20 protein-coding genes are annotated in these 21,456 nt (G+C 43.6%); 6 read left to right on the top strand and 14 right to left on the bottom strand.

Annotation, left to right across the window (positions count from 1 at the left end; translation table 11 throughout):
* The gene (locus G8O23_RS14460; protein ID WP_166366082.1) at window positions 1-501 is read left to right on the top strand and encodes an FMN-binding protein; all 501 of its coding nucleotides are present in this window, start codon (window positions 1-3) and stop codon (window positions 499-501) included.
* Window positions 502-576: 75 nt separating this feature from the next.
* Here G8O23_RS14460 and G8O23_RS14455 read toward each other — a convergent pair whose 3' ends face one another.
* From G8O23_RS14455 to G8O23_RS14430, 6 genes are all read right to left on the bottom strand, one after another.
* A complete protein-coding gene (locus tag G8O23_RS14455; protein ID WP_166366081.1) occupies window positions 577-1,821 on the bottom strand; it encodes a DUF1302 family protein in 1,245 nt (414 codons plus the stop codon).
* A gap of 74 nt (window positions 1,822-1,895) precedes the next feature.
* Window positions 1,896-2,675: an outer membrane lipoprotein-sorting protein gene (locus G8O23_RS14450; RefSeq protein WP_166366079.1), complete on the bottom strand. Its 780-nt coding sequence runs from the start codon at window positions 2,673-2,675 to the stop codon at window positions 1,896-1,898.
* A 27-nt stretch (window positions 2,676-2,702) separates the two neighbouring features.
* Complete coding sequence (locus tag G8O23_RS14445) at window positions 2,703-3,602, bottom strand: hypothetical protein (protein WP_166366077.1); 900 nt, start codon at window positions 3,600-3,602, stop codon at window positions 2,703-2,705.
* A 13-nt stretch (window positions 3,603-3,615) separates the two neighbouring features.
* Window positions 3,616-5,934, bottom strand: coding sequence for an efflux RND transporter permease subunit (locus tag G8O23_RS14440; protein ID WP_166366075.1), 2,319 nt, complete (start codon window positions 5,932-5,934; stop codon window positions 3,616-3,618).
* A 72-nt stretch (window positions 5,935-6,006) separates the two neighbouring features.
* On the bottom strand, window positions 6,007-6,591 hold the full coding sequence (locus tag G8O23_RS14435) for a TetR/AcrR family transcriptional regulator (RefSeq protein ID WP_166366073.1): 585 nt from the start codon (window positions 6,589-6,591) through the stop codon (window positions 6,007-6,009).
* Window positions 6,592-6,597: 6 nt separating this feature from the next.
* Window positions 6,598-6,801 (bottom strand): hypothetical protein, encoded by a 204-nt coding sequence (locus G8O23_RS14430; RefSeq protein WP_166366071.1) that lies wholly within the window; start codon window positions 6,799-6,801, stop codon window positions 6,598-6,600.
* Between the two features lie 198 nt (window positions 6,802-6,999).
* On the opposite strand from G8O23_RS14430, the gene G8O23_RS14425 reads away from it, so the two are divergent.
* The gene (locus G8O23_RS14425; protein WP_166366069.1) at window positions 7,000-8,220 is read left to right on the top strand and encodes a DUF438 domain-containing protein; all 1,221 of its coding nucleotides are present in this window, start codon (window positions 7,000-7,002) and stop codon (window positions 8,218-8,220) included.
* A gap of 44 nt (window positions 8,221-8,264) precedes the next feature.
* Window positions 8,265-8,876: a hypothetical protein gene (locus G8O23_RS14420; protein ID WP_166366067.1), complete on the top strand. Its 612-nt coding sequence runs from the start codon at window positions 8,265-8,267 to the stop codon at window positions 8,874-8,876.
* A 6-nt stretch (window positions 8,877-8,882) separates the two neighbouring features.
* Here G8O23_RS14420 and G8O23_RS14415 read toward each other — a convergent pair whose 3' ends face one another.
* From G8O23_RS14415 to lipA, 7 genes are all read right to left on the bottom strand, one after another.
* Window positions 8,883-10,229 (bottom strand): 1-acyl-sn-glycerol-3-phosphate acyltransferase, encoded by a 1,347-nt coding sequence (locus tag G8O23_RS14415; RefSeq protein ID WP_166366065.1) that lies wholly within the window; start codon window positions 10,227-10,229, stop codon window positions 8,883-8,885.
* Window positions 10,230-10,261: 32 nt separating this feature from the next.
* Window positions 10,262-11,644, bottom strand: coding sequence for a bile acid:sodium symporter family protein (locus G8O23_RS14410; RefSeq protein ID WP_235942299.1), 1,383 nt, complete (start codon window positions 11,642-11,644; stop codon window positions 10,262-10,264).
* 93 nt (window positions 11,645-11,737) lie between these two features.
* Window positions 11,738-13,090 carry a glucose-6-phosphate isomerase gene (locus G8O23_RS14405; protein WP_166366063.1) on the bottom strand — a complete coding sequence of 451 codons (1,353 nt, stop codon included), beginning with the start codon at window positions 13,088-13,090 and terminating at the stop codon, window positions 11,738-11,740.
* Window positions 13,091-13,111: 21 nt separating this feature from the next.
* On the bottom strand, window positions 13,112-14,107 hold the full coding sequence (locus G8O23_RS14400) for an NAD(P)H-dependent glycerol-3-phosphate dehydrogenase (RefSeq protein ID WP_166366061.1): 996 nt from the start codon (window positions 14,105-14,107) through the stop codon (window positions 13,112-13,114).
* 274 nt (window positions 14,108-14,381) lie between these two features.
* A complete protein-coding gene (recJ, locus tag G8O23_RS14395) occupies window positions 14,382-16,154 on the bottom strand; it encodes a single-stranded-DNA-specific exonuclease RecJ (protein WP_166366059.1) in 1,773 nt (590 codons plus the stop codon).
* Window positions 16,132-16,833 carry a lipoyl(octanoyl) transferase LipB gene (gene lipB, locus G8O23_RS14390; protein ID WP_166366057.1) on the bottom strand — a complete coding sequence of 234 codons (702 nt, stop codon included), beginning with the start codon at window positions 16,831-16,833 and terminating at the stop codon, window positions 16,132-16,134. The genes recJ and lipB overlap by 23 nt, the downstream gene beginning before the upstream one ends.
* A gap of 50 nt (window positions 16,834-16,883) precedes the next feature.
* The gene (gene lipA / locus G8O23_RS14385; protein ID WP_166366055.1) at window positions 16,884-17,741 is read right to left on the bottom strand and encodes a lipoyl synthase; all 858 of its coding nucleotides are present in this window, start codon (window positions 17,739-17,741) and stop codon (window positions 16,884-16,886) included.
* Between the two features lie 364 nt (window positions 17,742-18,105).
* Here lipA and G8O23_RS14380 point away from each other — a divergent pair, with 364 nt between their 5' ends.
* The 3 genes from G8O23_RS14380 (at window position 18,106) to G8O23_RS17720 (ending at window position 20,617) form a co-directional block, all read left to right on the top strand.
* A complete protein-coding gene (locus G8O23_RS14380; RefSeq protein WP_166366053.1) occupies window positions 18,106-19,464 on the top strand; it encodes a FecR domain-containing protein in 1,359 nt (452 codons plus the stop codon).
* Window positions 19,465-20,126: 662 nt separating this feature from the next.
* On the top strand, window positions 20,127-20,306 hold the full coding sequence (locus G8O23_RS14375) for a hypothetical protein (RefSeq protein ID WP_166366051.1): 180 nt from the start codon (window positions 20,127-20,129) through the stop codon (window positions 20,304-20,306).
* Window positions 20,279-20,617, top strand: a complete 339-nt coding sequence (locus tag G8O23_RS17720) for a type II toxin-antitoxin system RelE/ParE family toxin (protein WP_166366049.1) — start codon at window positions 20,279-20,281, stop codon at window positions 20,615-20,617. The genes G8O23_RS14375 and G8O23_RS17720 overlap by 28 nt, the downstream gene beginning before the upstream one ends.
* Before the next feature lie 244 nt (window positions 20,618-20,861).
* Here G8O23_RS17720 and G8O23_RS14365 read toward each other — a convergent pair whose 3' ends face one another.
* Complete coding sequence (locus tag G8O23_RS14365; RefSeq protein ID WP_166366047.1) at window positions 20,862-21,317, bottom strand: hypothetical protein; 456 nt, start codon at window positions 21,315-21,317, stop codon at window positions 20,862-20,864.
* Window positions 21,318-21,456: the final 139 nt, after the last annotated feature.

Genomic DNA, 21,456 nt, shown 5'->3' with positions numbered 1-21,456 from the left:
ATGAAATGGTTATTCACCACATTATCATTGATAACTTGCCTGCTGGCAAACGCTCAGGAGTTTACTAGGCATCACAAAAGCATTTTAAGAGAAGAGTTTGGCAAATCGGAGATTGTTACCAGACCTCAAAACCTAGATCCAGCCACTTTTGATATAAAGAAGGTTACTGGTTCCTGGGAAATATGTGGAGCAGATAAGCCAATGGCCTACCTGTTTCAACTTGAAACCAAGGGAAGGATGCATACATTTACATCATTAGTCCTTCTTAGTCCAGAGGGTGCAGTTCTTCGGGTTAGAGTAACAGACTACCCTTCTACATATGGGTTGCAAGTTACCAATAAACGCTGGTTAAGTAAGCTGCAAATAGATTCAGAAACTGCCTATGACTACGGCCAAAACGTTGATGCTATAAGTGGCGCAACGATCTCTGCTAAGGGATTGATTAAGAACATCGAATCACTAAGGAAAAATGTGCGGCTAATGGACAGGGTAAATCCTTAAATTGGTACAATGCCCATACTCAACAAATATTGAGTAATGGGCATTGAGTCATTCAAATTATTGCAAAATTCAGATTTAAAAACTATATTTCATTTTGGTATAAATCATATCATTTGTATTGTACTGACCAAACCGTCCTTCCGTTCCAACAAAAAAGTTTGCTCCTAGCTGAATATCGAATCCATCGGCAAAAGAGTATGACACCTTTGGCCGCATAAGCGCATCGCCATTATTTAGTCCAATGTATGCAAAAAATTCAAGCCAAAGGCGTTCCCTCAGAAAGTCTTTTTTGGCCAGAAAAGTCATTGTGTTTTCATATTCATCGTTACGGATTCCTTCCTCATAATCAAGAATATTCTCTTGAATAAATTGGGCCGATAATCTTACACCCGCAAGGGTGTAATCAACACCAATCATGTAGTGTAAAAAATCCTTTTCGATGGTGGCATCGGGAATGGTTGGCGTTTCGGTTTGGAAATATTTTCCTGAATAGTAACCCCCTTCACTTCGAACAACTAATGGACCAAGGGGAATACCAATGCTTGCACCCCCCATGGTTAACCTATGGTACTCAGGACGAACGGTTAAGCCAACAAGTTGCAAAGTAGCTGGATTAATCTGTTTTGTAATATGCATCGCAGGATCATCAGCCCAGAAGTATCCACCAACAATTTCAAAATCGGCTTTAGACGACATGGATGAGAATCGGAGGTAGTATTCGCTATTCTCGAGCTTTGGTTCGATTTCAGCAGTTGAGTAATCGAATGTTGGGGTAATGGGGAATGGCATTGTGGGACTCCAGATGGAGCCATCGGCGGGCATTTGAGTAGGCGTAAAAACTGGTGACCATACCACCTCGATGGTGCTGTTGCCAAAGTAGTAGTTGAGCTTAGCTGAGGTTACACCCATACGAATCTCATCGAAATCGGGTAGTAGAAATTCCCGTAAATCCTTTGGTGCAACCACATCGGTAATAAATACACCCTCGGCTTTTCCGTAAATTATTTGCTGCTTGCCCAGGCGAAGATCCATATTGTCGAAGCGCAAATCGAGGTAGGCCTCACGCAAACCCAGCTCCAAATCACGATCGAAGTAATGGTATAGGTATGGATTTACTTTAAAGCTAACTTTTTCCTGCTTTTTCTCAAAAGACAGGTTAAACGTATTCTGAATAATTGAAAACTCATTATCTCCGCCTGTTAGCACACCCGTATAGTTTCGGGCAAAACCCGATATATCAATACCTTTATCCTCCTGTGCTTGGCTAGTTCCCACTATTAGGGATAGGAAAATTGTAGTGAATATTATTCTTTGTCTCATCATTTCTTATTTTTATTGAAGCATATTGAAATTCTGTTATCAATACATTATAAAGATCTATGTTAAACAATCAATTAGTTTCCTAACGTCATGCTACGCTCGGTAAACTTGCTGTTGGAAATTCCTTTGTTCTTCTGAACATCGGTAAATTTCATATTGGTTCGATGATCCTTCTGCACGTTGTGCATCTCGGTTTCGAGAATGGTCCAGAAACCATCAACCTTGTCGTATTTCTTAATGGTAAGTACTTTCAGCAGTTTTTCCCTGTCGTCGTAAAACTCACGCTTTAACCCAAGGTAGTTGTCCTTCATTACCCAGGTAATGGTTTTTGAGTACATATAATCGTCCTCCTTGGGAGTGCTTTCCACCACGTAGCAATCCTTTCCTTCTATCGTTTCCTCGTGGAGTAGCTTGTGGTTATCCTGATTGGGATGGCGATCGCCCAGATCGTCGTAGGTGAAGTCGGAACCCATAAAATTATCGCTTTTACCATCGCTGGAAATGCGCTTGGTTCGCTTAAGGGCTGGAAGGTAGATCCACTGGTCGTCGCTACGACCATCGGTGTAGCTCCAGTTCATAAACGATGTGTTTTTCACATCAGCTGGCGCTACAAAGAACATAATTTTCTTCTCCATCTTTCCATCGTCCTTTATAAACTGTTTTAATGTACGTACCCGCTGTTCGCCTCGGTTATTGGTTAGGGTCATGGTTAAACTACCCTGAGTATCGTCGCCCGATGGATTGTTGTAAACCTTTTCCATTACCTGCTGTCCGGTTAGCTGGGCACTTGCTGGCTGATAAGCCATTGCTGTGGCAATAATTGCCATTGCTGTAATAAAAATTTTTGTTCTCATTGTTTTGTTCTCCTTTGATTTTTTGATTTATCGAATTGTATAAGCCTGAATTCCGAATCGAAATACATTTAATCGGTTTGAAAATTGCATATTGTAATAATCCTTTCCGCTGTAAAAATTTGCAAAAAGGCTAACATCGTTAAGCACTTTTGGCCGATAGGCTATGGTTAGTGAAAGGTTGAAGCGCTCCTTCAGATCAAAAAAACTAGCGTTGTTAAGGTTACCAAACATCCAGGTTGTCTCCACCTTGCTTTGTACCCGTGGTGATGGCTGATAGCCCAGCCTTTTCAATGTTGATTTGGGTAAGGGAAACTTATAGATTCTGAAGCTGTTATGCCATCTCACGAAGCTATATATTACTTGCAACTCCTCACTTCGCCCATAATCAAGGTGATATTCTAAGGATGTTCTGAAATATTCCTTTGTGTTTGAAAAAGGGATTACGGGCTTGTTGAAAAAGGCGCCAAACTCAACCATGTTGGTTGAAAAATCACCAGTTTTTGTGTTCAGGGAACCATCTTCGTTGTAGAAACTGTTGAACTGCCCGTTGGAGTGATGCCTAAGGGTAACGAAGAGGTACTTAACCTCTCCGTTTTTCTCGCTAAGCTGATGATAGAGCGTTATATTGGGCAGGTAGTTTGGGGAGTATACCGGAAAAGATTCTTCTGCTTTCATCCTAATCATAATTGCTGGCGATACGGTTCCTGCCCAACGTGCATCCTTCCTTGCTCGAAGCAAGAAGTAAGGAGCAACCAACCCCTCAAAAATCATCGGTTCAAGATTCCCAAATCCCTGCCCAAATGTTATGTAGCTATCAACCTGATTGGCTCTGATGGATTGGAAAAAATCACTTTCCAAACGGGTTGAGTCCGATGCAAGCATTTGAATTGGAATCAGAATTATCAATATGATTAGTCTTAATCGCATTTTATCTCTCCTATTAATATTTTTTTCTCCCACGTAACTTGCTCTTTCTTTTCTTCACAAATACATTGAAGGTGAACACCAGAATCATCATAACCGTGAGTGTGCCCAGTAAACTTGTAAACATATTCATCGACACAAGCGCACCCAAGGTCCTGTTTGGTGGGAAAACCGAGAAAAGAAGCACCATAAAACCCGAAATAACCACAACGGCATTGAACAGAATTGCCTTACCCGTTTGGTTCATGGTTTTGTAAATTGCAGTTACCTTTAGGCGGCTATGCGCCAGGTTCATCTTGTAGTACTGCAGAAAGTGGATGGCGTAATCAATTCCAATTCCAATGGCAATGCTCGACAGCAATGCGGTGGTTGTGCTAAGCGGAATGTTGAGTAACCCCATTACTCCAAAGCTCAAAACGGCAGTAATAAGAATTGGCACCGAGCCAATTAGCCCAGCCTTTATGCTTCGGAACATAAGCGTTAGCAGTATTAAAACCATTCCCAAGGAAATGATAATGCTCATTACCTGTCCCTCAAGAATTAGGTCGCTAAATACCAACGCCTTGTAACCCGAGCCAGCGTAGTTAACGGTAATTCCCTGAGCGTTCAACTTGTCCTCGAACTGCTTAACTACAGCCAAAGCCTCGTTTATGGTTTTGGAGTCGTCGCCCTTAAGCTGGAAAGTGATGTTGGTACGGTTGTAATCGTAGTTAATCAGCTTTGTTAGGTTCTCCGGATCGCCCGACATCTCGTAGAGCAAAAGGTACTGTGCCACCATTTCGTTATTCTCGGGAATATCGTAGAACTCCTCGTTGTCGGCATTCATCACTTTATTCATCCGTTTTATGTAGTCGGCCAGCGAGAATGAGTTGCCCACTAGGGCAAGTTTCTCTGTTTCGGCTTGCATCTGGTCAATTAACATCAGATTTTCCGGCTGCTTAAATGCGTTTTCCTGATCGCTTTCGAGGATTACATTTAGCGTTGAGGTTCCACCAAACTTGCTGTTCACAAACCTATCGGTGAGTACGATATCACTATCCTTTTCAAACTTATCGAGGAAACTCGAGTTGATCCAAACCTTCTGAATACCAACAAGTGCAATAATTATCAGAATCCAAACCGTACCGTAAACCCACCAACGATTCAGAAGGAGCTTGTTGGAAAGGAAGCGGAACGCCCTACCTTTTGCCACCTTTTTCACATCGGTTTTCTTAACCTTTGGCTTGTATCCAAAGGCGATAACCATTGCCGGCAAAAAAAGCAGGGCAAGTAGGAAGGCAGTAAAAATCCCAACTGCAGTGAAAATTCCAAAGTACTTTATTGGGTACACTTGCGACGAAAGCAGTGAAATAAACCCAATAATTGTGGTGAATGCGGCCATGCTTAATGGTGCAAACAGAATACGAACAGCATATTTTACTGCATCCTCTTTCTTTGTTTCAGGATTATCGATGTAATATCGGTTGAGATGATTGTAGTAGTAGATTCCGTAGGCCACTCCAATGGCTATAAGCATTACCGGAATCATGGTGGACACCGAGTAGATTGGCACTTTTAGCACTGCCATCATACCAAACGCCCATATGCTGCTAACAAAAACGCTTATAAGCGTTGCTGCTGTTGCCCTTACGCTTCGCAAAAGTAGAAACAGAACCAGCCCAATAACAACTATCACTATGGGAACCATCCGTTTCATATCGGCTGGGCCAAGGAGCGCCATTGTTCCCTCAACAATAGGCCTACCAGCTATGTATATCCTCTCCTCGTCGCTCTCGAAGCTTTTAGCGAATTTAACAATCTGATTGTAGAACTCAGGTGTAAACGTACCGCTCTTCATTCCAGCAACAACCAGAGCCGTTGTCCCATCGGTTGATACTAATCTGCCATAAACCATATCGTTGGTTTGAACGTTCTGCCTCATCTCCTCGAGCTTATCATCCGTTTTTGGTACCCGTGAGTAAAAAGCCTTAACATCCATACCATACTCGCTTCCCACAATATTATCGGCGGTGTAAAGCGACATCACATCGTTCTCCTCAAACTCGTCCATATCAATAAGATCAAGGCTTATATCCTTTATTTTCTGTAGAGTTTGTGGGTTGTAGATACCATTCTTAGTTTCAATGGCGATAAGGATACCATCCTTAATGTTGAACCATTCCTCAGCCTTATCGCTGTACACGAATGCCGGGTGGGTTTTTGGCATGTACTCATCGAGGTTGGTTTCCATTCGGGCGTTCTGGCGCATTGAGCGCACAAAGAATACCGTTAATACGACCACTGCGATCATGATTGCCCACGAAAGGAGCTTGTAGTTTTTCTCAATTTTTGTCATACGACTAGGTTTGTTAATATTAACTAACTTTTTAAGTAAAAAAAATTGCCACTCCATAAGCAATAGAGTAGCTTAAGCGTTTACCTTTATAAGTTGTTCCAAGGTTTTAAAAATATTCTCCACCTCCTCGCGATGATTAAAGGCTTTATCGCCCATCTGCCACTTTTTAACCATCATCCTAAGCGAGCCAATAATTATAAGGGTTAGGTATTTCGATTCAATATCGGATTTAATTTCGCCCTTGGCCTGCCCTTCAGCAACTAACGATTTTATCACAGCGCTATTCTTATCCATTATATCTGTGATTTTTTGCTGTAGCATAGGCTCATTCCTAAAAATCTCTTCGGAAAAAATTACGGTAACCAAAGAGGGATTCTGCCTAAACGCATTGAAGTAGCCTTGAAATATTGCCTCAATTTTTTTAAGAGGCGATGTGGCTAAACTATCGAGATTACCAAACAGTAATTCGCCACTGGTTTTGAAATAGTCGAGTATGGCAAGCAGAATACTAATCTTATTATCGTAATGACGATAAATAGCGGGCTCACTAATACCAATGCGCTTGGCCAAGTTTTTAATGGTAAGCCCCTGAATCCCTTTTGTTGAAATAATATCTAGGGATACATCAATTATTTCCTGTTGCCGCTCGGTTGACATAGCTTTCTATTTTTGTTTATCAGACTTTTTGATAATAATCATATTAGTAATGGCAAAAATAATAAAAACGACACCAAACCATACATGCAAATGCGATACTAATACCGACTTTGCCTCTCGATGCGAAAGGTACATCACAAATAGTGGAATTGATGTGAGCACTGTGCCCACAAACCCTATCATTTTTATTATTGCAATAACTTTCATCATTCTTACAACTTATTTATGATTGGCAAAGTTAGTAAATATTTACTAACTTCCAAGAGTTTTCATGTTTTTTTTCATTTCAGCCTGAGGTACTATTAAAAAAGGTGTACATACCCAGGGGTATTCTTGCTCATTGGAAACTACACACCAATTGGGGTTACGCATCAAATGCTTATATTTGTATGAACAATCATAATGGGTATGGCAAAATCACTTGAACACTCCATCAGTAGGGTTAAAGATTTACTAGCATTTTCGCTAGGGATGATGAATGGTGAAAACGGCAGACTACTTATGGAGAGATATAAAGATGCAATTGAATCGATAACTCCCTTTGATATGCTAGCACTTGAGGACAAGCAGCTTGAGATGGGAATTACACCAGGGCTTATTAAAAAGGATATTGAGAAGGTGGTAAATGTATTTTTTAAAAGCTTGGCAAACTACCATTGGGACAAACCTGTCGAGGAGAACTTTTTGTATTACCTGATGCTTGAGAATAAGGCCTTCACCTTTAGGCTAAATCAGGTGAAAAAGATTATTAAAAGTTACAAGGATCGTGAACAAGCTGATTTTGCGGAGATGAAGATGGAACTACTGCCCCACTTCAAAGAGTTTATAACTTTTGATGCGCACTACGTAAAAAAAGAGAACATTCTTTTCCCCTACCTTGAAAAGCTATGGAAACAATATCGACCCTTAAAGGTTATGTGGTCACTTCATGACGATATTAGAAATCAACTAAAAATAATTATTTCAATTCTTGAGAGTCAGCAATCCAGTTGGAACAATTTCAACAAGATACTTGGCAAATACTACTTCCTGGTTTTTGGGATGATACAGAAAGAGGATCTTATTGTTTATCCTGTTGCTGCTGAAACGGTAAGCAAGGATCAATGGTATGATATGCATATCCAAAGCTTTGAGTATCGCTTCCCATTCATTGAAAAACCAACCAAGCCTACAGATACACAGCCGAAGAAGCGTACCCTTAATTTACCTAGAGACCCAAAATTAGGGATACAGTCCGAAACTGGAAATATGACGGCTGAACAAGCCCTGCTAATTTTTAACAACCTCCCTGTCGATTTAACCCTGGTTGACGAGAACGACAAGGTAGTTTTTTTTAATAAGGCTAAGGATAGATTCTTTCCGCGGTCACCTGCCATTATTGGCAGAGCTGTACAGAACTGCCATCCACCTGAAAGTTTGGATACGGTTGAAAAAATTATAGCCGAATTCCGTAGTGGTACTAAACAAAATGCTAGCTTCTGGATTCAGATGCAGGGGCGCTTTATTGTTATTCAGTATTATGCCCTACGAGATGAATCGGGAGGGTATAAGGGTGTGATAGAGGTTAGCCAAGACATAACCGAGTTACGCTCGCTTAAAGATGAAAAAAGGTTACTCGATTGGGAATAATTTTAATTAATGCAAAATCTCAAATAATACAACGTAAAGAGTCTATGAGTAAAACATTGCTATTTATCCCGATAACCATTCTGCAACTTGTATGTTGCTCCATAGTAACTGCTAGAAATCAGAACACTCAACACCCCGACTCAACAAGCACAAAGTCTGGCATTTCGGCTCAAACCCAATCTAAGCATGATAAGCTACTGCTTGCCGATGGCAAGGAGATGCTGGTAGATGTTCAGCGGGTTTCAGATAGATTCATTTTTTTCATAAAACCGGGGGGTTCCAATACTGACTGGATTGACCGCAAGGAGGTAAAGGCCATACACTACAAATCGGGCGAAATTGATAAGCTGGACACGCCTCAGGCAGCTGCTGAACCAGCAAAACCTAAGGATTGGCAAAGCATTGAGATAACACGGAAGGCCAATGATATTGAGGGGTTGTCAAAAGTTGATGATATTGAGATTCGCCTCATATCACCAAGCAACAGAAGCTACCAAAGCGCCAAGGCCCTTGAACGTAGCGCCGAAGTATCGATCATGAAGCAGGCGGCCAATATGAATGCTGATATAGTGCTTATCACGAAGGTAAACCACATAAGGGCGTATGGCGACCCGCCTGTAATAATTATGACTGCCGAAGCGTACAGAAAACGATAACTGCAGCTAGACCAAGATCTCCATAATTTGCTTATGTAAACTCATATGAAGTTCGCTGAGTCTTTTCATCTTATTGCCACCACGCAGGCTGTGCCTAACTATATTAACTCGGTTCCCAAATACTCTGGCCCACCTTTTCCACTCAAAAAAGAGGTAGAAACTTGCCACAAAAGCGACAGCATATATTGCGCTATAAAGCAAACTCTTTGTTACAATGGCGAAAATGGTTGTCTGAATAATCAACATAAGAAGTGATAGCACTAAGCCAACCACGAACCTAACGCTGCTTATAAACTGCTTGTCCTCGAACTTATTGCTGAACAGCTTGGCCACAGCTATTGGGACTATAATATTAATATACGAGGCTACAAATAGCGGAAGGGTTACCAGCAATGCTAAAGCAAATGGGAATAGTCCCAACTTTTGTAATAGACTTAAAGGGAAGAACCCAGGGGGGATACCACGTCTGTTGAGAAGCATTTTATACTCCAGGGCATCGGCAGCCAGTAGAAGAAAATCGTCGTTGTTTTTTTCTTTCAAGCGATTTATGCCCTTGATCATCTCCTGCTGTAGGTCAACTATACTGGCGTGGCTTTGCTTTACAACCCGCTTCTCTGCTACTTGCTTTGCAAATGCGTTTATTAAAACTTCGTATACCGAGTAATACTTTTCCTCCTCTATATCAATCATCTCGGCTTTAATGCCCTTTTCGAGATGACTAATAAGCATATTGTATGCCTTGGCAGGATTCTCGGAGTATACATTCATATAGGGTTTAACGCTAAAGGCCTCGCCAAAACGAACGTGCAGCCCACTCCCAACTCGCGAATAGTGAGTATAGTCGAGCCCAACGGGAACAATCATAATGTCAAGGGAGCTATCGGCTTCGAGTGCTTGCAACGCAATGCGGGCAACGCCCTTCTTTAGTGGCCTAAGCCGCTTAAGGTCGCCATGGTTGCCTTCGGGCAAAATCACCAGTCCATTTTGGTTCTTCAGCACGTCGATGGTCTTATTGAATATCTCGTCGTTCCTTTGCAGGTTCTCGTACCCATCGCGCATGCGATAAACGGGCATTATCTTTATAAAGGTTAGTATCTTGCTTAACAGGGGCTTTTTAAAGATATCGGCACGGGCAAGAAATACGGGCTGCCAAGTTTTTACACAAAGAATTGCCAGCGCATCCATAAGCGCATTCTGGTGGTTGGGTGCAAATATTAGGGTTTTGTTTCTGGGTAAGCTCTTAAGCCCTGAAACGGTGGTTCTAAAGTAGAAGTGAAAACCCAAATCGACCCAATGCTTAAGAATGTAGTAGGCTAGCGACCATTGCTCAACCTTATCTCTTGTTGTTGGCATAAATTTCTGTTTTGTTGCAATTAGTATTAACTCTAGTTTTGGAGTGGTTTTCGGCTAAAGATTGACGCAATGCCAAGCCCTGCCAGGATATGCCAAATACCCCACCAAGCGGCTATAAAGGCCATCCCTCCCAGTCCATCGAAAAGGTTGGGATTAAATATGAGCACCAATCCAAGGCCCGAGTTCTGAATTCCCGTTTCGATGGTCAGCGTTCGCCGATCGGGCCGAGGCAGACCGAATAGCGTGGCCAGCGAGAAGCCCGTGGTTAAGGCCAAAAGATTATGAATAAAAACGATAAGCAGAATAAAGTGGATATAATCTAAAAAGAATTGAAAATTCGAGGCAAATGCTGCCAGAATGAACCCCATGAAGGCCACCAGCGAGAACCATCTTAGGGGTTTAATAATCTTTTGCGTTGCCTTGGGAAACTTATGCGCAAACCAGGTACCCACCACAATGGGAATACCCAGCAGTATGAAAACAGTTTGCATCATCTCCCAAACATCAATCTTAATGGGGATAACCATATCGGCAGTGCCAGAGTACAAGCCACCCCAAAAGGCAAAGTTTAGCGGGGTAAGCACTATGGCCGATAGGGTGGCAAACGCTGTGAGGCTAACCGATAGCTCAATATTGGCTTTGGATAGGGAGGATATAAAGTTGGAGATATTCCCTCCGGGGCATGCTGCCACCAGTATCATACCTAAGGCTACGCTAGGTGTAGGTTTTATGAGTAGTACGAGCAGAAAGGTAAGGGCAGGCAGAGCTACAAACTGCGACAGAATTCCCACCAGGGCCGATTTAGGTTTTCTAATTATCTCCTTAAAATGCTTGAGCTTTATCTCGAGGGCCACGCCAAACATTATAAATGCTAGGGTAATGTTCATGAATAGTAGCCCCCCTTTGCTGAAGTTGAGCCTTATCCAGTCAAGAATCTCCATCTCCTTCTTAATGTGCATCTCCACGCTGCGAACCTGACCATCGGTAAGCTCCACCCGATGCCTGTTGGAGAAGTACAGATCGATTCCCTTTTCGGTACTAGTTGGTACACCTGCTGTGGTTAGCACCTCATCCTTGGCCATTCCAATACGCAGCATAGCAATGGGCCTTTCGCGCTTGGCTATTTTGTCGTTCTTATGGGTTGGCTTAATCCTATCTTTTACCCGAATATCTATCACCTCGTCATCCATAATCACTACCTGATCGTTGAGGTAAAAGAAGCGCTCAACGGTCTGCCAATGGGTTGGCGATCCAACATGCTCAACTACTTGAACCGAATCCATGCCAACTGCCACCCCCTGCATGAGCTTGTGGTAACTTTTTGCCTGTACAGCATTTGGCGTAATGATGCAAAACAAGAGCCAAACAACTGATACTACGGCATTGTGAGTTTTAATGGGTAGATTTTTCATCATCAGCATTCCGTTTTGGGTTGATAAAGATCGCAAATTATAAAAAAAAGGCAGAACTCTAATTCTGCCCGTCAAATATTGTTGGCGCCTTGGGTACTAATTTTCTTCCCCTAAGATTTTACGGAGCAATTTACCCTGCTCCTCGTACCCTTTTTTCCCCAGCAGCGCGAACATATTCTTCTTGTATGCCTCAACACCCGGCTGATCGAACGGATTTACACCCAATGTATATCCACTAATGGCACACGCCTTCTCGAAGAAGTAGATTAGGTAGCCCAACCAGTACTCGCTTATTTCGGGAATTTCTAAGTTTATAATTGGCACCTTGCCATCGAGGTGTGCAAGGGTAGTCCCCAGCTGGGCCATTCGGTTCACATCCGATAAACGTTTGCCAGCAATGTAGTTTAGCTCATCTAGATTATCAGAATTATAAGGAATGTCTAGCTTCCTACGTGAGTTCTGTACCGAAATAACCGTTTCGAATATCATTCGCTCTCCCTCCTGAATGTACTGCCCCAACGAGTGCAGATCGGTTGTAAAATCGACCCCAGCAGGGAAAATTCCCTTATTCTCCTTACCCTCGCTCTCGCCATACAGCTGCTTCCACCACTCGGTAAGGAAGTGGAGCTTGGGTGTGTAGTTCACCATGATCTCCACCTTGTACCCACTGCTGTAAAGGGCATTACGGGCAGCGGCATAAAGACAAGCCGGGTTCTTATCGAATGGAGTATCCACTCCTGTAGCCATCTCGGCATCAGCGGCTCCGGCCACCAATTTTTTAATGTCGAATCCGGCAACTGCAATGGGTAGCAGGCCAACAGGCGTAAGCACCGAGTAGCGCCCTCCCACATCATGGGGAATGGTGAACGTTCTGTATCCCTCCTGGGTAGCCAGCTGCCTAAGGGCACCCTTGGACGAATCGGTTATGGCCACAATCCTGCTCGACGCCTCCTCTTTACCCACTTTTAGCTCAAGGTGCTGCTTGAGCAGCCTAAAGGCAATGGCTGGCTCGGTAGTAGTTCCCGATTTTGAAATTACGATGATGGAGTAGGACTTATTATCGAGTAGCTCAAGCAACTCCGAGTGATACTCCTCGCAGATATTGTGCCCTGCAAACACAACCATAGGATTGCCCGTGGGCAATTGGTTGGCAAAGGAGTGGTTTAAAGCATCGATGACTGCCTTAGCACCCAAGTACGAGCCACCAATACCCACTACTACAACCACCTCGCTTTTGGCACGCAAATCGTCTGCAACCTTGCCAATGCTTTGCAACGAATCTTCGCCTATAGATGATGGCAACGAAAGCCATCCAATGTAGTTGTTTCCTTTTCCTGTTCCGGCATGCAGTGCTTTTAGGTTCTGATCGATGATAGGCTCTAGCCCAAAAACTTGATCCTGCGTGGCGAACTCAAATACATCCTCAATGTTGATACTTAAACTGCTCATATTCTATCAATTTACTTGTTGCTAATGTAGCTTATCGGTCAATATTTTCATCTCAATGGAAGGGGCAATGCCCTCGTAGAGAATATTGTAAACAGCCTGGCTTATGGGCATATCGATGCCAAAGCGTTGGTTAATCTCATAAATACAGTGTGATGCGTAGTAGCCCTCGGCCACCATGCTCATCTCGAGCATAGCCGATTTTACCGAGTACCCTTTGCCTATCATGGTGCCAAAAAGCCTGTTGCGGCTAAACTGTGAGTAGCAGGTTACAAGCAAATCGCCAAGGTAAGCCGACATGCTAGTCTCGCGCTCATCGGGGTATGTTTTCTTCAGAAACTGCTTAATCTCGAGCTGTGCATTACTTACCAAAACCGCCATGAAGTTGTCGCCATACCCCAAGCCATGGGCTATACCTGTTGCAATGGCATATATGTTTTTAAGCACCGCGCTATACTCTGTTCCGTAGATATCGGTGCTTAGTATGGTTTTTATGTAGTACGACTCAAGGTACGATGCCACCTCGGAGGCGGTGCTTTCGTTCTTGCATGACACGGTTAGGTACGATAATCGGTTTAAGGCTACCTCCTCGGCGTGCGAAGGACCGCTAATAACACCAATATTTCCAAAGGGAACCTCAAAGTACCGATTAAAATACTCGGCAATGGTTATGTTATCAACGGGGATAATTCCCTTTATGGCGGTTACCACAAACTTGTGGCGCAGCGATTCGGTGAGTGGTTCTAGCCAAACCTTAAGAAATGCCGAGGGAACTACAAAGATTAAGATATCGGATTTGGTTACAACCTCGTTAATGTCGTTGCTAATGCTTAACCGATCGAGGTTGAAGCTAACTGAACTCAGGTAGTTTGGGTTGTTGCGGTGCTGCTTTATGTGGTCAATTATCTCGGGCTCTCTGATGTACCAGTTCACCCTTTCCACATTCTCATGCACAATCTTTGTAATGGCTGTTGCCCAGCTACCGCTACCTATTATACCAATGCTTTTTTTTTGATTCATTTGTTCAACATTCGTTGCCAAAACCACTTTTCTTGGAAACATTCAAGCCCTATCAAGACAAGTGAGTGTGGCAAAGGTAGGGAATATTTTGTTAGAATGTAACCCAAGCAATTAAAGTATATAGCAGGGCAAAGCATTAGCATTTACTGCACTTTCAGTATGCAAACGATTTACATACCCCTTGCGTGGAAACTCTTAAAATTAAGTTTTACCAACAAAAGCTGAATGTGCACTTATATCTACCGACGCGGAGCCCTACCGTACTGGTAATCGATTATTCGCTTGCAGACTCACTCAATGAGCCATAGCTGTCGTTATACTCATCGAGCAGCTCGTCAAGGTACTGAATATCTTTCACCCTTAGCTGAATGCTGGTTATTCCACGGTAGCTATTCTCGCTTATGCTGTAGCATACGCTAAAAGGCGAGCCTTTTTGGATTTTTTTGTAGTGCTGCCCCATTTGGAAGGCAATCCCTTGAAACACCTTCGGGTTATCCTCTTGGATAAGCGATAGCTTCAAGTGGTCGCGCTCGTTACCCACCAGGCGGCTATCGCCAGTATCGTAAACATTATCGGTAACAAATACGGGCGACATATTGCCCGGACCAAAAGGCTGGAACTGCTTTAGTATTCGGTAAAACTTATCATCGATATCACCAAAGTTAAGCTTGGCATCAATATCAATCTGAGGAACAAGCATCTCGGGTTTAATTCGCTCGCTCACAAATCTATCGAACCGCTCAATAAATTCTGGCACATTCTCCACCTTCATGGTTAGCCCTGCGGCATACATATGCCCGCCAAAGTTCTCGAGCAGATCGGAACAGGCTTCAACGGCCTGGTACAGATCGAACCCTGGCACCGATCGGGCTGAACCTGTGGCCAAACCATTCGATTCGGTTAGAACAACCGTGGGACGGTAGTATGTTTCAATAAGCCTTGAGGCCACAATACCCACCACCCCTTTGTGCCACTCGGGATTGAAAAGCACTGTGGTTTTCTTGTTCTGCAGCTCAGGGTTTGTGGCTATTAGCCTAAGCGCCTCATGGGTGATGGAGCGATCGACGAACTTGCGGTCGTTGTTGCACGAGTTTACCACCGAGCCCATCTCAAATGCCACGGAGTCGTCCTTGGCGCAAAGCAAATCCACTGCCGAATTGCCCGACTCCATTCGGCCTGCAGCATTTATCCTTGGGCCAATGCGGAACACAATATCGTCAATGGCAATGGTATGCTTCTCGATACCTGCTAGCTTAATAATTGCCTTTAGCCCACGGCTAGGCGAGTTGTTAAGCTGCTTAAGCCCAAAGTGTGTTAGTATTCTGTTCTCGTCAATTACAGGTACAATATCCGAAGCTATGCTCACGGCCACCAAATCGAGAAGTGGGTAGAGTTCCAAAGGGGAAATCCCCTTAACCTGGCAAAACCCTTGCATTAGCTTAAACCCAACGCCACAGCCCGAGAGCTCCTTGAACGGATAGTTGCAATCGGGTTGCTTGGGATCGAGAACGGCTGCTGCTTTAGGGATTGAATCGCCCGGCAAGTGGTGATCGCAAATAATGAAATCGACTCCCTTTTGCTGTGCGTATTCAACTTTCTCAACGGCCTTTATGCCGCAATCGAGCGCAATAACCAGCGAGTAGCCTTGCTCAATGGCAAAATCGATACCTGTGTAGGAAATACCATACCCCTCGGAGTACCTATCGGGGATGTATGTAGCCACGGAGTTAACGTACTTTCGCAGGAAAGAGTATACCAGAGCAACGGCTGTGGTGCCATCCACATCGTAGTCGCCGTAAACCAAAATTTTCTCACCTGCTGCAATTGCCTTCTCAATTCGTGCCACCGCCTCCTGCATACCTTTCATGAGGAAGGGGTCGTACAGATCTTCAAGAGCTGGCCTAAAGAATTTTTTGGCCTGCTCGTAGGTCTCAATGCCACGCTGCGCCAACAGGTTTGCCAAAATCCTGTCGATACCCAACGAGTTCATTAACCCTTCTACTGTGCTGGGGTTACCAGCCTCTTTATAGTTCCATCGCTTTTTCATCAAAAACAGATATGCCAAACACCTCACCAAACTTCTCCAACATCACCCTCTGCACGGCATCAAAATCCACCTCATGTCCAAGCTCCTTCTGCATCGAGGTTACCCCTTTGTCCACAAATCCACAGGGATTGATATAGCCAAAGTATTCGAGATTGGTGTTGACATTAAACGCCAGCCCATGCATAGTAACAAAACGGCTGGCGCGGACTCCTATTGCGCAAATCTTTCGTTCCTTTCCCTTTTCCCCCACATCGAGCCACACTCCGGTAGCGCTATTAAGACGCGATGCAGCAATACCGAATAATTTGAGCGTTTTAATAACGACCTCCTCAAGCAGATTGATATACTCCTTAAGGTTTATGTTTAGTGCGTCAAGATCGAGTATTGGGTAGGCCACAATTTGCCCAGGGCCGTGGTAGGTAATATCACCTCCACGATTGATATGGTAGTAGGTTGCACCAATCTGCTTCAACATCTGGTCGTTGATAAGCAAATTGTTGTCGTGTCCGCTTTTCCCTAATGTGTATACGTGAGGATGCTCACAGAAAAGAAGGTAACCCGATAGCTGCCTATCGGTCTGTTTGCGGTGCTTAAGTACGTTGGCAAACAGCTCCTCCTGATAATCCCAAGCCTTTTTATAGTCAACTAAGCCAAGGTTTTGGTATTTTATGGTTTGCATTTATATGTTGATATTTTTTATTCATCTAGGTTGATTGTTGCGGAGCAAATCTATTTGCTCTGCTTAGCTGATTCCTCGGCGTGGTAGGACGAGCGCACCAAAGGCCCACTCTCCACAAACCTAAAACCCAACTCAACTGCCTTTGCCTTATACTTATCGAACGTTTCGGGCGTCACATACTCCACAACCGGCAAGTTATTCCCACGGGGTTGCAAATATTGACCTATAGTTACCGCCTTGCAACCAGCGGAAGCCAAATCGCTTAAGGCCAGTTCAACCTCCTCGGGGGTTTCACCTAGGCCAACCATAATGCCCGATTTGGCAAGATAGCCATTTTTTGCGATATGCGCAATAACGCTCAAGCTTTTTTGGTAAGTAGCCCTCGAACGAACCGACGGGGTAAGCCTTTCCACCGTTTCGAGGTTGTGTGCTACGATATCGGGATCTGCCTTTAGCACTATGTCGAGCAGATGAGTGTTACCGTTAAAATCGGGGATTAGCACCTCAACCTTTGTACTCGGATTTTGACTACGCACCTCTGTAATGGTATCATGCCAATGCTGAGCGCCCTCATCGGGCAGATCGTCGCGGGTAACCGAGGTGATTACGCAGTGGCGAAGCTTCATAAGCTTAACTGACTCGGCCACCTTAGTAGATTCAGCATCGCTGGGTGGCAATGCCTTCCCCGAAGCTGTGGCGCAGAACCGGCATGCGCGTGAGCAGATATCGCCCAAAATCATAAAGGTTGCCGTGCCATTTCCCCAGCACTCCCCAATATTGGGGCACATACCACTTGAGCATATGGTGTGCAATCCATGCTCCTTAACCACCCGACTAACCCTTGTGTAACCCTCACCAGTAGGCAATTTTATCTTTAGCCATGAAGGTTTCCTCTCTATCTGTTTCATATCCTTACTGCTCGTTGCACAATTTAAAATCAATCTACAAAAGTAGTAAAAATGAGCCTGCTTTGAGACTTGGTCTAATCCCAATTAGAGGTTATAGGTTTATACTATTGATTTATATAGCGTTTAAATTTAAATCAAAGTCATATTTTTCAAATGGAGCAGGCGATACATCGACAGGGTGAGCAATTGGTCCAAACAGCAATAAAAGTTTCTACCCTTTGGCCTATATAATTTCTTAGCATGCAATAAGTCACATCTGTATAGTACTTTCATCTACCTTTACCCACCCTTTATCCAAAATCTAAAGGATTTTTAAAACGCTAGGTGCATTTTATCGTATATTAGCAAGTTGCAAGGCAAATGTATGGATACATATCAACATAAAACATTGGTGAACTACGAGCAGTGGCTTAGGTACATGTTCGAGGTGCATTGCGAACATCTTTGGAACTACATATACTACAAAACCGCCGACCAAAACAGATCAACAGAACTGCTCCTAGAAACCTTCAAGACAATTTGGGCCGACAGGAAACGTTTTGGAGGACAACACAGCCTTTCGACACCATACCTAATCGCATCCAAACTGGTTAGGAAAAGGAGGTTGAAAACCGAAGCAAAATTCGATTTTAGGCTAGCATTTCATGAGGGGCATACAAACCCTAATAGCCCTCACCTAAACAATGAGTTTATAAGAACTGCGAATGGTATTCTGGAAAAGATTCCCCGATTCTCGCGCACCGTTTTGCTGATGAATAGGCTGGATGGCTTAACGGCTGAGGAGATATCGCAACGGCTCAGCATTGGCACCCGAGACATACTGGAAACCCTGGATAAAGCAGCCAGGCAGGCTGAGGGTTTGCTAGCCAGCTCCACAAGCACATCGATAACCACTGCCCAATTCCTCGACCTGCTAGCCCATCTAACACCCACTAGCCAACAGGGATCCATAGAGGATAACTGGACGACACTGATGAAATTGATAAGGAAAGAGGAACGATTTGCAAGTATTACCAAGGGGGTGATGCGGTGGGGAGGTGTAGCTCTTGCGCTAATTGTAATCCTATCAATAGCATCGGAGTGGCGCTTTGCCACGGTAACGCATAAAACCCCAAGGGGTAAAATTGCCTACTTCTTGCTGCCCGACTCTACCTTTGTTACCCTAAACGCCGAGAGCAGCGTGCATTACCGCAGGTTTGGATGGAAGCAATCTAAGGTAATTACGCTAACAGGGGAAGCTTATATCGATTTGATTCCCGAAATAAATTCGCTTACCATCAAAACGGGTGATGTTATCACCAAACCCACCTATGGCGCAGTAAACATTGCGAACCGTAACCAAACGATACAGATCCATTGCATTGGCGGCGATACCCAAGTGGAGATACTTGAAAAGGGCACCTTTCGGCTTAAGCCAAGCGAGGGGCTGGAATACTACGCAGAGCAACGCACCCATAAAGTTAAGCCCATTATTACCTCGGAGGTTAAAGCCTGGACCCGAGGCGAATTCTACTATACCCACCAGCCCCTTGCCAACGTGCTTGATGAAATTGAGAGGCAGTACGATGTGGATATCCAAAGGGAAGGTATTGCGTTAAACATGCATTACTTTAGCGGTTATTTCACCAGCAAAAACCTTGATACTGCCCTCGAAAGGGTTTGCTCGCAGAACCTGCTGGAGTATAGCATCGACTGGAAAACCCGAACTATTACCATTAAGTAGTACTTAAACTTCTGTTAGGGCTTGACTTGGAGTAAAGCCCCGTTCGGCTGAGGCTCCAGCCTCAGTCGAATATATCTTGGCAGGCTTTTGCCTGATTTACGAAGCAAATTCTTTTTGCTTTTGCAGGCAATGTTCGTAGGCGCGGGATAAGCCTTTAAAAACCTGACAGGATTGGGATACACCCCGCTTCCGCACGAACCGATCCGCCAACTGGCGGAGAGTTCGGCGCAGCCAATCCCCTCGTGTGGCTTTTGCGACAGCAAAAACTCTATCTAGCCACAATAACCCCTTTTAACAACCCTTGCTCCCCGGCATAATCCCCCGTTCGGCTGAGGCTCCCGATAAAGTACATTCCCGATAAAGACCATCGGGACTGGCAGGGACAAGTTGTGCCTCAGTCGTACTATCTGTTCGGGTTGTACCCGGTAAATATAGCTACAGTTTCAATTAATGGCGGGGCATTTTAACAGGAGAAGATGCAGGCGCAGCCCCGCTTTTGCGGGACAGACTCTGCAAGAATAGCCCGACGGCGGCAGATTTACCTGCCGTTAGGTTGGGCCGACCGCCGAACGAGGGGCGAGCAACTTGGCTGAATAACTTTTAACTTCAAATTTCGTTTAATCATTAAAAAGCCTAATTTTGTATTGCCAAACAATAAGCCAATGACTACCAAAATAAAAAATGCAAATAGCAGCAATTTAAACTTGGCAAAGCCATACCAAGACATTACTATTGAAGAGCTTCAAGTAGAAATTAGGAAGGCCGAAAAAGGAAAATTCCAGACCGTACAAGAATCAATGCAAGGTTTTGACAAATGGTTGACATCGAGAGAAAGGAAGTAAGAGTATCAGCTGTTTTTAATGCCGATCTGGTTAATGTTTTTGAGTACGGGGAAGAAACCTTTGGTTATAGTGCAGCAAAGGTTTTTATTGGTGAAATTTACAATTTTATTTGGAACTTGGATAGTATGTACCATTCTCACCCTGAGTGTAGGTATATCCCTACTAAAAGTAAAATGTACCGAAACATAATACTTGGATCCTATCTAGTTATCTATCGGATTACCCCTCAGTGTATAGAGGTTTTGAGAGTAATTAACTCGAAGATTGCTGTAAAAAATATTCGATCGGTTCGGAAAGTGAAAATTCAGTAAACTTCTAATCCCTTCTTTTCCCCCGCTGCCCATAGTTTGTATTCACACCAAGCGTTAGGGCAGGTAAACAGCCGAACCGCCGAACGTTGTTTCAATTTGTCAGCCTCGGGCGAACGGGGTTTTGGCACGGGATAAGCCTTTAAAACCTGACAGGTTTTGGAAACCTGTCAGGTTTAGTATATGCAGCCGACCGCCGAACGTTGTTTCAATCATTCAGCCTTGGGCGAACGGGGATTGAGATGCGTTATGTAATGAGATTTTTAATCATTTCAATATTGTTCTCATCAGCCCAATCAATTATTTCATATTGTTTTAAAATCTTTTTTAAATTTCCTTTTCCATAGACTTTTACAACTTTAAAAGACCGCCCAGTTTTTGAGCCAATTGGAGTAATATTATACCGAATTATCTTTATGTTTTCCCTACCTGTTTTAATCTTTATGGACTTATTGTATTTCAAATAATGAAACACTAGGAAATCATCATAAGATTCTACCTTGAACAAATAAATACGTGATTCATAGATGACAGGCATAGCAAAGAACACAAGTATAAATATAGCTGAAATAATGAAAGACAAAAGAAATAGGATTATAGCTGCGAAAATTATGTATATGTAAGCAGTTAAATGAATCTTTTTTAAAACAAAAATCACTCTTTTCAGGAATGTTTTTCTATTTACCTCAATTATTTTCTTCATTGGTGTATTAGCCCCTTAAATCATCGGACGAGGATATAGCTTAAAATCTGTACTTTTATGATGATGAAAAAACGAAGTTTTACCAAGGAAGAGAAGCTGCGAATTATCAAGGAAGCTTCCGAAAACGGGGTGAATGAGA

The sequence above is a fragment of the Perlabentimonas gracilis genome (genome assembly GCF_011174675.1).
GTDB classification, from domain to species: domain Bacteria; phylum Bacteroidota; class Bacteroidia; order Bacteroidales; family Tenuifilaceae; genus Perlabentimonas; species Perlabentimonas gracilis.
Note: the sequence above shows the minus strand (reverse complement) of the source record. Positions and strands in the feature narration are given on the sequence as shown.